Source organism: Bradyrhizobium sp. OAE829 (genome assembly GCF_040546575.1).
GTDB lineage: Bacteria > Pseudomonadota > Alphaproteobacteria > Rhizobiales > Xanthobacteraceae > Bradyrhizobium.
This window is the reverse complement of the sequence record NZ_JBEPOE010000001.1, coordinates 3,000,186-3,012,961: the sequence shown is the minus strand read 5'-3', so window position 1 is coordinate 3,012,961 and position 12,776 is coordinate 3,000,186. Positions and strand designations below refer to the sequence as shown.

General features: G+C 64.5%; 12 protein-coding genes. 6 read left to right on the top strand and 6 right to left on the bottom strand.

Features of this window, described 5'->3' with window-relative positions; translation table 11 throughout:
* The first annotated feature begins 26 nt into the window (after positions 1–26).
* Both ABIE49_RS14700 and ABIE49_RS14695 read left to right on the top strand, forming a co-directional pair.
* Positions 27–1,016: a tripartite tricarboxylate transporter substrate-binding protein gene (locus ABIE49_RS14700; RefSeq protein ID WP_192738901.1), complete on the top strand. Its 990-nt coding sequence runs from the start codon at positions 27–29 to the stop codon at positions 1,014–1,016.
* 78 nt (positions 1,017–1,094) lie between these two features.
* Positions 1,095–2,171: a tartrate dehydrogenase gene (locus ABIE49_RS14695; protein WP_192738900.1), complete on the top strand. Its 1,077-nt coding sequence runs from the start codon at positions 1,095–1,097 to the stop codon at positions 2,169–2,171.
* 96 nt (positions 2,172–2,267) lie between these two features.
* Here ABIE49_RS14695 and ABIE49_RS14690 read toward each other — a convergent pair whose 3' ends face one another.
* Complete coding sequence (locus tag ABIE49_RS14690; protein WP_192738899.1) at positions 2,268–2,438, bottom strand: hypothetical protein; 171 nt, start codon at positions 2,436–2,438, stop codon at positions 2,268–2,270.
* Positions 2,439–2,703: 265 nt separating this feature from the next.
* On the opposite strand from ABIE49_RS14690, the gene ABIE49_RS14685 reads away from it, so the two are divergent.
* The gene (locus tag ABIE49_RS14685) at positions 2,704–3,699 is read left to right on the top strand and encodes an MBL fold metallo-hydrolase (RefSeq protein WP_192738898.1); all 996 of its coding nucleotides are present in this window, start codon (positions 2,704–2,706) and stop codon (positions 3,697–3,699) included.
* Positions 3,700–3,908: 209 nt separating this feature from the next.
* On the opposite strand, the gene ABIE49_RS14680 is transcribed toward ABIE49_RS14685, so the two are convergent.
* Positions 3,909–4,916: a Bug family tripartite tricarboxylate transporter substrate binding protein gene (locus ABIE49_RS14680; RefSeq protein ID WP_192738897.1), complete on the bottom strand. Its 1,008-nt coding sequence runs from the start codon at positions 4,914–4,916 to the stop codon at positions 3,909–3,911.
* A gap of 191 nt (positions 4,917–5,107) precedes the next feature.
* Here ABIE49_RS14680 and ABIE49_RS14675 point away from each other — a divergent pair, with 191 nt between their 5' ends.
* Both ABIE49_RS14675 and ABIE49_RS14670 read left to right on the top strand, forming a co-directional pair.
* Positions 5,108–6,388 carry an MFS transporter gene (locus ABIE49_RS14675; protein ID WP_192738896.1) on the top strand — a complete coding sequence of 427 codons (1,281 nt, stop codon included), beginning with the start codon at positions 5,108–5,110 and terminating at the stop codon, positions 6,386–6,388.
* A 62-nt stretch (positions 6,389–6,450) separates the two neighbouring features.
* On the top strand, positions 6,451–7,227 hold the full coding sequence (locus ABIE49_RS14670; RefSeq protein ID WP_192738895.1) for a potassium channel family protein: 777 nt from the start codon (positions 6,451–6,453) through the stop codon (positions 7,225–7,227).
* A 42-nt stretch (positions 7,228–7,269) separates the two neighbouring features.
* Here ABIE49_RS14670 and ABIE49_RS14665 read toward each other — a convergent pair whose 3' ends face one another.
* The gene (locus tag ABIE49_RS14665; protein ID WP_192738894.1) at positions 7,270–8,241 is read right to left on the bottom strand and encodes an AraC family transcriptional regulator; all 972 of its coding nucleotides are present in this window, start codon (positions 8,239–8,241) and stop codon (positions 7,270–7,272) included.
* A 166-nt stretch (positions 8,242–8,407) separates the two neighbouring features.
* On the opposite strand from ABIE49_RS14665, the gene ABIE49_RS14660 reads away from it, so the two are divergent.
* The gene (locus ABIE49_RS14660; protein WP_192738893.1) at positions 8,408–9,628 is read left to right on the top strand and encodes an NAD(P)/FAD-dependent oxidoreductase; all 1,221 of its coding nucleotides are present in this window, start codon (positions 8,408–8,410) and stop codon (positions 9,626–9,628) included.
* A gap of 18 nt (positions 9,629–9,646) precedes the next feature.
* Here the strand turns inward: ABIE49_RS14660 and ABIE49_RS14655 are convergent, their stop codons facing one another.
* The 3 genes from ABIE49_RS14655 to ABIE49_RS14645 all read right to left on the bottom strand — a co-directional run bounded on the left by ABIE49_RS14655 (position 9,647) and on the right by ABIE49_RS14645 (position 12,751).
* Positions 9,647–10,129 (bottom strand): deoxycytidylate deaminase, encoded by a 483-nt coding sequence (locus tag ABIE49_RS14655; RefSeq protein ID WP_354066827.1) that lies wholly within the window; start codon positions 10,127–10,129, stop codon positions 9,647–9,649.
* Positions 10,130–10,318: 189 nt separating this feature from the next.
* Positions 10,319–11,233: a PaaI family thioesterase gene (locus ABIE49_RS14650; RefSeq protein WP_192738891.1), complete on the bottom strand. Its 915-nt coding sequence runs from the start codon at positions 11,231–11,233 to the stop codon at positions 10,319–10,321.
* Positions 11,234–11,275: 42 nt separating this feature from the next.
* Complete coding sequence (locus tag ABIE49_RS14645) at positions 11,276–12,751, bottom strand: amidase (RefSeq protein WP_192738890.1); 1,476 nt, start codon at positions 12,749–12,751, stop codon at positions 11,276–11,278.
* Between the last annotated feature and the right edge of the window lie 25 nt (positions 12,752–12,776).

The following is a 12,776-nucleotide window of genomic DNA, read 5'->3' as shown; positions in this document are numbered from 1 at the left end:
ACCAACCAATTTCAGGGAGCGGTCCAATGCGGTTCAACCGTCGCACGATCCTATCCGGCGCCATCGCGGCCGCGTCGCTATGGGCGTCACAACCAGCCTTCGCGCAGACCGCCTTTCCGGCAAAACCGATCACCATCATCGTGCCGGCGGCGGCCGGGGGGCCGACCGACACCGTGGCCCGCCTCATCGCGGAATCGATGGGCCGAAGCCTCGGCCAGACCATCCTGGTCGAAAATGTCGGCGGCGCCGGTGGCACGCTCGGCATGGCGCGCGTGTCGAAGTCGGCCGCCGACGGCTACACGCTCGCGATCTGGCACATCGCGCACGCCACCGCGCCCGCGCTCTACGACTCCCTCAAATATGACGTCGTCGACGATTTCGACCACCTCGGCCGCATCACCGACGTGCCGATGACCCTGGTGTCGAAGCCGACACTCGCTGCCACCAATGTCACCGAGTACGTGGCGTGGATTCGCGCGAGCGGCGAAAAGGCCGTCTACGGACATGCCGGCATCGGTTCCGCCTCGCATCTTTGCATGCTGATGCTGATGAAGGAGCTCGGCGTGCAGATGAACGGGATTCCCTATCGCGGCACCGGGCCCGCCATGAACGACCTGCTCAGCGGCCAGTTCGACGTGATGTGCGACCAGACCACCAACACCACCAACCAGATCAAGGAAGGCAAGATCAAGGGCTTTGCGGTCACGACCAAAGCCAGGGTCTCGTCATTGCCCGACCTGCCGACGCTCGATAGTGGCGCCGTCAAGGGTTTCGAGGCCGCAGCCTGGCACGCCTTGTGGGCCCCGAAGGGATTGCCCAAAGACGCCACTGACAAGCTGGTCACAGCCCTTCAGGCTGCGCTGAAAGACCCCAAGGTGATCGAGCGGTTTGCCAATCTCGGCACCGAGCCGGTCGCGGCGGAGCTGGCGACGCCGGCGGCGCTCAAGGCGCATCTGACAGCCGAAGTGCCGCGCTGGGGCGCCGTGATCAAGGCTGCAGGCGCCAAGGGAAACTGAGCTCGAAATTGAACCCGCCGCCGCAAGCGTGCGGTCACCCAAAGCTGACAACGACATTCGCAATCCGGAGACCAATCGATGAAGACGTACGCCATAGCAGCCATCCCGGGCGACGGGATCGGCACCGAAGTCATTGCCGCAGGTGTCGAGGTGCTGCACGCGCTGGCCGAGCGCGACGGCAATTTCAAATTCAAGGTCGATCATTTCGACTGGGGGTCCGAATACTACAAGAAGCACGGCATCATGATGCCGGAGGATGGCCGCGACCAGATCAGGAATCACGACGCGATCCTGTTTGGTTCGGCCGGCGCGCCTGATGTGCCCGATCATATCACGCTGTGGGGGCTGCGGCTCGCCATCTGCCAGCCGTTCGATCAATACGCCAATGTCCGCCCGACGCGGATCCTGCCCGGCATCACCAGCCCGCTGCGCAACGTGCACGGCAAGGAACTCGACTGGGTGATCGTCCGCGAAAACTCGGAAGGCGAATATGCCGGCGTCGGCGGCCGCGTCCATAAGGGCCTGCCGCTCGAAGTCGCAACCGACGTCTCGATCCTGACCCGTCCCGGGGTCGAGCGCATCATGCGCTTCGCCTTTAGGCTCGCACAGTCGCGGCCGCGCAAGCTGCTCACCGTCGTGACCAAATCCAACGCCCAGCGCCATGCCATGGTGATGTGGGACGAGATCGCCACCGAGATCGCGGCCGAGTTCAAGGACGTGACCTGGGACAAGATGCTGGTCGACGCGATGACCATGCGCATGGTCATGAAGCCGGAGACGATCGATACCGTGGTGGCCACCAATCTGCATGCCGACGTGCTGTCGGATCTCGCTGCCGCGCTCGCCGGCTCGCTCGGCATCGCGCCAACCGCGAATCTCAATCCGGAGCGGACCTATCCCTCGATGTTCGAGCCTATCCATGGCTCGGCCTTCGACATCATCGGCAAAGGCATCGCCAATCCCGTCGGGACGTTCTGGTCATCGGTGATGATGCTGGAGCACATCGGCGAGCCGGCGGCCGCGACGCGGTTGATGCAGGCGGTCGAGCGTGTCACGGCCGACCCCCGCTTTCACACGCCGGACCTCGGCGGCAAGGCCAGGACCGACGAGGTCACGGCCGCGGTCGTTGCTTCCATCCACGGCGCAAACGACTGATCGCGCTATCCGTCGCGGCGATCCGAAACGAAGAAAGGGCGACCTTGCGGCCGCCCTTTGCATTGCCGGTTTCCTTTGCAGGTCCGGCAAAGTCCATCAGGTAACCCGGGTCACACCGGTGGACTGGCCGTACTTGTTGTGGCCGACAATGTACCAATGGCCGCCCATTTGGTAGTAGGTGGCCTTGCCGCCGGTGACGGCTTCGAGTTCGTGGTCGGCAAGTGCGCGCGTGTCGAGGGTACCGGCATTCCTGATCCTGGTATTCATCGCAGTATCTCCCTTTGCTCCGGGCGGCGCGACCATCGCGTCCGCTGTCCGGTGAGGAGGACAATGCCTGCTGCCGCGCCGGCGCGCTGTTCCCCAGGTGACAGGCGGGGGCGGGCGAGGAAATGCGGGGCCGGGTAGCTCCCGCACCGGCCGGCTTCGAAGATTTCGGTCTGGCTTCAGCTTGCGGAAGGTCTCAATAATCAGGAGTATTCACGCGCCAATTCGGGAGCCAAATCCCGGGATAAATAATTGAGGGGAGACGCCTATGACGGCTTTCACGCGCCGCGATCTGTTGTCGGCTGCCGCAGGCGCGGCAGCAGCCACGAGCCTGCCGTTCAATCAGCCCACCCGCGCCGCCACGCCGCCAGCGGGCAAGCAGACCGCCGGCTGGTACCGCTACAAGATCGGCAGCATCGAGGTGACGGTGGCCACCGACGGCGTCAACCGGTTCAAGATGGCGGAGGATCACGTCACCAACATCAAGAAGGATGTGGTGAACGCCGCGCTCGCTGAGGTCTTCATGGAAAAGGACATGATGACCACGCCATACAACCCGATCGCCATCAACACCGGATCGAAGCTGGCGATCATCGATACCGGCACCGGCGAGAGCAATTACAAGAAGAGCAACGGCACCGCCGGCCAGTTCGTGACCAACCTCGCGGCCGCGGGCATCGACCGCAACGCCGTCGATGTCGTGATCATCTCGCACTATCACGGCGACCACGTGAACGGCCTCCTGATGGACGACAATTCACTGACCTATCCGAACGCCGAGATCCTGGTGCCCGCCAGGGAGCACCAGTACTGGATGGACGACGGCGAAATGAGTCGCGCCCCCAAAGGCCGTATCGAGGGCGTCTTCAAGAATGCGCGGCGGGTCTTCACACCGGAGGCTCTGAAGCGTGTGAGAACCTATGAGGGAGGCAAGGAAGTGATTCCCGGCGTCACCGCGCAGGGTACGCCCGGGCACTCGCCCGGCCATAGCTCGTTCGTGATCGCTTCAGGCCCGGACTCCGTCTACGTGCAGTCCGATGTCACCCACGTGCCGTTCCTGTTCGTCCGGCATCCCGACTGGCACGTCTTTTACGATCAGGACCCGGCGATGGCGGAAGCGACCCGCCGCAAGGTTTACGACATGCTGGCGGCCGACAAGATGCGGGTGCAGGGTTTCCACTATCCGTTTCCGTCGCTCGCGCATGTCGAGAAACACGGCAGCGGCTACCGGGAAATTCCGGTGATGTGGAATCCGAATATTTGACGGGGGGTCGGTGACGCGGCGGCGGGCTCGCTGCACCTCTCCCGCTTGCGGGGGAGGTCGGATCGCATCGGAAGATGCGATCCGGGTGGGGGCTTTCTCCACCCGACGACTCGTGGAGAGAGCCCCCACCCCAACCCTCCCCCGCAAGAGCGGGAGAGGGAGCGCACTTCCTTCGCGGTCGCTATTTCATCCCGCTCACGCAACCGCCGCTATTCCACCTTCAGCCCGAGCTGATGCACGAGCTTGCTCCACTTCTTCTCTTCCTTGTCGATGTCGTCGGCGTACTCGGCCGGCGTCGAGGCCAGGGGATCGCCGCCTTCGAGACGGATGCGTTTCTGCACCTCCGGATCGCTGACAAGTTTGCGCAGCTCGGCGCTGAGGAGTTCGACGATCTCAGGCGGCGTGCCTGACGGCGCCAGCAGCCCGTAATGCAGCACGGCTTCGAAGCCCGGCATCCCGGACTCGTCGAAAGTCGGCACGTCAGGCAGTAGCGAGAAGCGCGCCTTGCTGGTCACGGCGATGGCGCGCAACTGGCCGGCCGCGATATTGCCGAGCGCCGGCGGCAGCACGCCGAACGCGACAGGCACATGGCCGCCGAGCAGGTCGTTCATCACGGGCGCCGTGCCCTTGTAGGGAATGATAGCGGCATCGATACCGGATTCGGCCTTGAACAGTTCCGCGCACATGTAGCCGCCGGTGCCGACCGGCGATGTGCCGATATTGAGTTTGCCCGGCTCCTTTTTTGCGAGCGCGATCGTTTCAGCAACCGTCTTGGCTGAGAACGACGGGTGCGCGAGCAGGGCCACCGGCATCGACGCGACGAGACCGATCGGCGCAAAATCCTTGCGCGGGTCCATGCCGAGCTTGGTGTAGAGGCTGGGATTGATCGACAGCGTCCCGGTGTGGCCCAGCAGCAGCGTGTAGCCGTCAGGCGCGGCGCGCGCGACAGCGCGGGTGCCGATGGTTCCTCCGCCGCCGCCGCGGTTGTCGACGGTCACGGTCTGGCGGAACGTGTCCGACAGTTTTTGCGCCACCACGCGCGCCATGGCGTCGACGCCGCCGCCGGCCGGGTATGGGACGACGAGCGTGATGCTGCGCGCTGGAAACTCGGCGGCATGCACGACCGCGCTTGCCACCAGCGGGCCTGCGAAGGCGATGGCGGATGCAACGGTGATCACGGCATTCATGACATTGCGACGATGTGAGAGCTTAACCACCAGATTGCCTCCCTCCAGCGATGTCGATCCACGTTCTTATGGGTGGCCTCATTTCACCGCAAGCCCGGCGCGTAGCCGCGGATGACGGCCAACCATAGGCCTGACCTTGAACTGCCTGCCAAGGCCGCATAGGTTCGGTGATTGGAAACGCCTGCCGGGCAACAAGCAACAAGAGGGATACCCCCCAGTCGATGAGCTCCGCGTTGCGGCGCCCTTTTGCCCACCGCCGGGGCCTGATCATCGTCGCGACCTTGGCCACGGCCTATGTCGCCAGTCATTTTTTCCGCGCCGCCAACGTCACCATCGGCCTCGACCTGATGCGCGACCTCGCCATCGGACCGGAAGCCTTGGGCGCGCTGACGGGCGCGTTCTTCTTCGGCTTCGCCGCGATGCAGATCCCCTGCGGCCTTCTGTTCGACCATTTCGGCCCGCGGCGCACCGTGGCTTGCATGCTGATCCTCGCCACGACAGGCGCTGCGATCTTCACGCTGGCGCCCAGCTGGCCGGTTCTGCTCACCGGCCGCGTCCTGATGGGCGCCGGCTTCGGCGTCATGCTGATCGGCAGCATGGTGGTGATCTCGCGCTGGTTTCCACCGGATCGTTTTTCCACGCTCACCGCCATGGTGCTGTCGATCGGACTGCTCGGCAATCTCTTCGCCACCACGCCGCTGGCATGGGCCTCGGGGGCCGTCGGCTGGCGCGCCGTGTTCGGGGCTGTCGTCGTCTTCATCGCACTCGCCACCATCGCCGTGTGGCTGGTGGTGCGCGACGCGCCGCCCGGCCATCCGTTTCTCGACCGCACCCCGGAGCCGCCACGCCAGATGCTGCAAGGCCTGATCGAGGTGCTGGGCAACCCGCGCCTCCGGCCGATCCTGGCGATGAATTTCTGCAACTATGCCTGCACCTTCACCGTTCAGGGCCTGTGGGGCGGCTCGTTCCTGCGCGAGGTGTATGGCATGAGCCCGATCGAGGCCGGCAACGTGCTGTTGGCCGCCGTGATAACCTACCAGCTCGGCATCGTCGCCTTCGGCCCCCTGGACCGCGTGCTCGACACGCGCAAATGGATTGCCATCGGCGGCACCATGGTGACCATATCCATGCTTGCGACGCTGGCGCTCGCTTCCCGCCCGCCGGTCTGGGTGCCCGTCGGCGCCATCGTCGCCATCGGTTTCTTCAGCGCCTCCAGCACCATGGTGATGACGCATGGCCGCGGCATCTTCCCGGACCGGCTGATCGGCCGCGGCATTGCGACCATCAACACCGCCGTGATGCTGGGCGTCGCCTGCATGCAGACGTTGTCGGGCATCATCGTCGGCGGGTTCGAGCCCCTGGCCGATGGCGCCCGCTCCGAGACCGCCTACCGCGCCTTGTTCGGCGTGCTTACCGTGGTGTTGATATCGGCCGTTGCGATCTACAGCCGCTCGCAGGACGTCAGGCCCAGCGACGAAATGCGCGCCCGGGCGGCGGCGTGATGCCTCAACGCGGCGGCCCACGTGGCTTGCCATGATGCGGGTAAACCTGTGAACATGCCGCCATGAACCTCGGCGCGCTGAAAAGCAATATCCGGCGGCTTTACGAAAGCGACACGCCGCTCGGCGTCCGCTTTCGCTACGCGCTGCTGGCGTTCGACATCGTCACGGTGCTGTTCATCGTCGTAACGTCGTTCCTGCCCCCAAGCGAGATCGTCGAAACGCTCGACGTCCTGTTCGGCGCGGTGATCCTGGCCGATTTCGCCGCGCGCCTGTTCATCAACCGTCGTCCGTTGCGGGCATTTACCCGCATTTCGACCTGGACCGATCTGATCGCGATCGCCTCGTTCCTGGCCCCGCTGGCGGGAGAAGCGGGCGGCTTTCTGCGCATCCTGCGCACCTTGCGGCTGCTGCGCGAGGTTCAGATGCTGACCCGGCTGCGCGGCGACAGCACGTTTTTCCGGCGCAACGAGGAAGTGATCTTCGCCGTCACCAATCTTGCGGTCTTCATTTTCGTGATGACCGCGATCGTCTACGAGACCCAGAAGTTTCGCAACGAGCAGATCACGAATTATGCCGACGCGCTGTATTTCACCGTCACGGCGCTGACGACGACCGGCTTTGGCGACATCACCCTGCGCGGAACGGTCGGCCGCATGATTACGGTCGTGATCATGATCTTCGGCGTGACGCTGTTCTTCAATCTTGCCCGCGCGCTGCTGTCTCCGAGCAAGGTGCGTTTTCCCTGCCCCTCCTGCGGCCTGCAGCGCCATGACAGCGATGCCGTGCACTGCAAGGCGTGTGGTGTGGTGCTGAATATTCCTGACGAAGGGGCGACGTAGCGAGCCGTGCGGCGATCAGGATGGCCTCGCTTTGGGGCGGCATCAGGAATGATGCGATCGGGAGACTGACCGTCGAAACTGTCCCGGTGGAACGCCGAACTCGCGCTTGAATGCGCGATTGAAGGCAGCCTCTGAATCATACCCGACCTCCGACGCGATCTGGAGCACCGCGTCGCGCGTCGTCTGCAGCATCCTTGCAGCCAGCTGCAATCGCCAGCGTGCGAGGTAAGTCAGTGGCGGCTCGCCGAGGAAGCGGGAGAACCGCTCGGTGAGAACCGAGCGCGAGGTCGCGAGCTCGGCGGCAAGTTCGTCCAGCGTCCAGTGATGCCGGGGCTTGCGGTGCAGAAGCGCCAGCGCGCCGCCGACGACCGCATCCCGCGCGCCCGCAAGCCAGCCGGTCTGCTCCGGTGGCAACGCCTCCATATAGCGGCGAATGGTCTCGATGAAGAGCGCCTCCGCCATCTTGGAAAGCAGCACCGATTGTCCCGGTCGCGCCGATCCGGCCTGCGAAACCAGGTGACGAACCGAGCTCTCTAGCCATTCGCCGGCCGGGTCGCCGCGAAGATTGATCTTGATCATCAGCGGCAGGCCGGCAAGGAAAAGCCGATCGGCATGCCGCTCGCAGCCGAAATAGCCGCAGACAAATCGGGTCATCTCGCCGCCGCCGCCCAATCGCATGGTGGTCTGACCGCCCGCCAGGAATTCGGCGAGCGAGACGCCGCTGTCGATCAGGGTTGACGGCGAGCCGTTCGAAACCGTGTGGGCATCGCCGTGGGCGATGATCAGGATGTCGCCCGCCGTGACAGCAATGTCCTCTTCACCGGGGAAGGTCACCACCGCTTTCCCATCGGTGACCAAATGATAGCTGACCAGTCGCTCGGTCCCGGGGGCCAGCACGTGGGCGACGTCCTGCAAATGCGGCACGCTGAACCCCCAGGGAGCGGTGCACTCCGCGTGATAGAAGATCGCGCCGGTCATGCGCACCGACGCCAGGGCTTCCGACAAGGCATCCATTTACTTGCTCCGGCCGACGGCGGAACCTTCTGCCAAGCAAAGAAGCACGGATTTTCGGCAAAGTTTGGAATTTGAAGCTCTGTCATGTTGATCCCCTGAAGGTCAGCGTCGCTGCCAGTTAGCCATGCGGCAAACGGCCCGCGCGCAAGCACTGAGGGAGATTTCGATGGGCAAGGCATTCGATGTGATCGTCGTGGGTGCGCGATGCGCCGGTTCCTCAACCGCAATGCTGCTGGCCCGCAAGGGCTACCGCGTGCTCGCGGTCGACCGTGCATCGTTCCCGAGCGACACCGTCTCAACGCATATTCTGCATCCCCTCGGGGTGGCTGCCGTCTCGCGATGGGGGCTGCTCGACCGCCTCATAGCGACCGGATGTCCGCCGATCCACACCTACGCCTTCGACTTCGGCCCCTTCACGATTGCCGGCGCCCCAGGCACCGACCAGCATCCTCTCGCCTATTGTCCGAGGCGGACGATCCTCGACAAGCTGCTGGTCGACGCCGCTGCCGAAGCCGGCGCGGAGATCCGTCAGGGCTTTACGGTCGAGGAGATCATGATCGAAGGCGGGCGTGCCGTCGGCATCAAGGGGCGATCAAAGCAGGGCGGGTCGGTCACGGAGCACGCCGCAATCATCGTCGGGGCCGACGGCCGGCATTCGATGGTGAGTGAGGCGGTTCAGCCGGAGCAATACCGCGAGAAGCCGCCCTTGCTGGCGGGTTACTACAGCTATTGGAGCGGGCTGCCGATGAACGGCCGGCTGGAAATTTATAGCCGCGATATGCGCGCGTTCGCGGCAGTGCCGACCCATGACGATCTGACGCTTGTGATCGCCGGATGGCCTTACGCAGAGTTTGCAAAAAACAAGCAGGACATCGAGGGAAGCTACCTGAAGACGATCGAACTGGCGCCGGCCTTTGCCCAGCGCCTGCGTAGCGCGACCCGCGAAGCGCCATTTGCCGGCGCCGCGGTGCCGAACTATTTTCGCAAGCCCTGCGGCCCCGGCTGGGCCCTCGTGGGGGACGCCGGCTACAACAGGGACTTCATCACCGCGCAGGGCATTCTCGATGCGTTCCGCGACGCCGAACTCTGCGCGAGCGCGCTCGACCAGTCGTTCTCGGGCGCGCGCCCATTCGAGGATGCCATGGGTGAATATCAGCGCACCCGGGACGCGCAAGTCGGGGCGATGTACGACTTCACTTGCGAACTCGCGACGCTGGAACCTCCGCCGCCCGAGCTGCAACAACTGCTCGGGGCAGTTCACGGCAACCAGGCGGCCATGGACGGATTTGCACGCCTCAACGCCGGCACGATATCGCCGACTGAGTTTTTTGCACCCGACAATGTCGACGCGATCTTCGCCGCAGCGGCTTCAAGGGCTACGGGTTAGCGTGCTTTGCCTTACGCCTCACTCTTCGCTGGCATCGGGCAGTTCGGCGAGCCGCGGAATCAGCCGAACCTCGATATTGGCTTCGTTCAGCATTTGGCCGGAGATGGAGAAATCCTCGGCCCAGTTCGAGTTCGGCCGGTCGGGTGCGTAGGCGACGAGCGCCGTGATGCCGCATTGGATGATGGCCTTGGTGCACTCGACGCAGGGAAACCAGGGAACGTAGATGGTGCAGCCCTTGAGCGCGACGCCAATGCGGGCCGCATTGAAGATCGCATTCTGTTCGGCGTGGCAGCTCCAGATATATTTGGCGCCAGTGATGCGCGAATGGCGCTCCTCGAGGTCATCGCGAACGCCGCGCGGCAGCCCGTTGAAGCCGGTCGAGCGGATTTCATGATCCGGCCCGACGATCACGGCGCCGACGCGCCGCCCTTTCTCGATACTCCAGGAGGCAAGATGATGCGCCAGGAGCATAAATCGCTCATCCCATTTTGGATCCAGCAATACCGTTCCCTCAAAAATCAGTGCGCTCTATGCGCCAATGTTCCACCATCAACCATGGCGAGACAACAGCGAGAGCATCCACATCCCGTTAATGCCCGTGTGGCCGCGGTCAGCACCTGACAGTTTTAAGCCCGGCGGTAGCCGCTTGTCGATGACTGCTTGGATCGTAAGCTTAACGCCTGGATACGCCTATTCCTCGTCCGCGCCCGGCGCCGGCCTCAGCATGAAATGCCCGAACGCCGAGGCGATCGGTTTGGTCCGGTCGTCCTGCCAGGCCTGCGCCTCGAAGGCGACGACGCGCCGGCCCTGCTTGACGATCGAGACGTTGGCGTAGCTGTCCAGCGCGCGGCCGGAGCGCAGATAATTGATCGTCAGCCCGATCGGCTTCGGCAGCGACACGCCGAGTTCGCGCGTCACGCCGACGATGGCGGTGGTTTCGAGAAAAGCGCCGGTCATGCCGCCATGGATCGCGGGCAGGATCGGGTTGCCGATGATCTTCTGTGAGAACGGCATCACCAGCGTGCCGTCGTCACTGACGCGGATGCCGAGGGCGCGCGCGAACGGGCTTTGGGCGAACGGGCCGGTCGGATCTTCCGGCGCTTCAAGCGTCGGCAGCGCGAGATCCTCCCTCGAGCGGCCCTTGAGCATGTTGGTGCGGTTGGCGCCGACCATGAAGCAGGCCGTTGCGGTGGCGACCGGATCGTCCTCGGTCTCCTGATAGGCGGTCGCGCGCACGAAGGCGATCGAGCGGGTGACGCGGTAGCAGATCGCATGCGCCCTTATGTCGAGGCCGGGCGTTGCCGGCTTCAAATAGTCGATGCGCAGATCGAGCGTTGCGATCGCGCGCGTGCCGTCGAGCGCGAGCTGGACCGCCATGCCGCAGCTCTCGTCGAGCATCGCGGTGACGACGCCGCCATGAAGCACACCGGTTCCGGTGTCGCCGACGAAGACCGGGCGGTAGGGCAGGCTCGACCAGGCTTCGCCAGGGGCGGCGCGGTCGAGCTGAAGCCCGCTGATGTGCCCATAGACGGAGCGGTGGCTCTTGATGGCGTCGGCCAGTTCGTCAAACGGCAGCGGCGTGTCGACTTTTGATGCTTCGGACATACGGACGTTCTAGACCATATTGATGGACGAGCCAAAGACGGCTCAGCCGTTCGTCGCGTGCACGCTGGGCTTCCGTCCCGAGTTCCACTTTCCGCCGAGCGCGCGCTCGATCTGCGCCGCCAGCTGCAGCAGCAGGCTGTCATTGGCCTGCCTGGCTTGGGCCTGAATGCCCAGCGGCAGGCCATGCTCATGCTGTGCCATCGGCAGCGAGATCGCGGGAATCCCGCACAGATTGGCGAGCGGCGTGAACGCAAAATTGCGCCACAGATTGCCGAACCAGTCCAGCACCGACGGATTGTCCGAGATGGTCAGATATTCCGTGGTGCCGACCTTCGGCGTCGGCAGCGCAGTGATCGGCGTCAGGATGATGTCCCAATCCTCGAAGAATGCGCCGAAGCCGCGCGAGGTCGTGTTGAAGACGGCCTGCATGCGCGCCCGCTCGGCGAAGGTCGTGTGCCGGCCGGCTTCCCAGATCCGGATGTTGACCGGTTCGATGAGGTCCGCCGGCGGCTTTTCGAGCCCGCGGACGGCGAGCATGTTGCTGATGACCACCGCAAAATTGCTGATGTAGCAGGTGGTCTGGGCTTCAAACGCGGCGCGGTAGTCGACCGCCGGCAACGCGTAATCGACGTGATGGCCGAGGCCTTCGAGGAATTGTCCGGCCTTTTTCAGCTCCGACGCGATCTGCGGTGTCGCCTGATAGTCGCCCCATTGGTGCGAGAGCGCGATTTTGAGCCTCCCCGGATCGCGCTTGATCATGTCCTGATAGGGCTCCGGCGCGGTCCAGAACGGCATCAATTCGCCGGGCGCGGGACCGCGGCAGGCATCGACGAAGGCGGCGGTATCGCGCACCGTGCGCGACTGGCAGCCCTGGATCGACACCAACCCGCTCAAGTCAGAGAGATGTGGCGCGAGCGAGAACACGCCGCGTGAAACCTTGAGACCGATGTTGCCGTTGACGCCGGCCGGAATGCGGATCGACCCCCCGCCGTCGGTGGCATGCGCGATCGGTACCGCGCCCGCCGCGACCATCGCGGCGCTGCCGGCCGACGATCCGCAGGTGGTGTAGTCGGTATTCCATGGGTTGCGCGTGACGTAGACGGCGGGATTATCAGCCGAACTGCATACGCCGAACTCCGGCGTGGTGGTCCGTCCGATCAAATTGAGTCCGGCCTGGCGCATCTTCGACGTCAGGAACGTATCTGACGTGGCGCGGTTGCCGCGCATCAGCAGCGATCCCATTTCCTGCAGGCGCCCGTTCATGGTCGGACCCAGATCCTTCATCAGGAACGGCAGGCCGGCAAACGGCCCCGCAAGATTGGCGCCGGCCTTGGCGGGATCGTCGATCGCGTCCTCGAACACTTCGACCACGGCAGACAGCGCCGGATCGACTTTCGCGATGGCCGCGGCCGCCTGGCTTGCCAATTCCTGCGCCGTCAGCTCGCCTTTCCTGACGCGCTCCGCCAGCGCCACGCCGTCGTGCTGCGCCCATTCGTTCCAGTTCATCGGCAAAGTCATTCGGTCGATTTCCTTACGCGCGGCG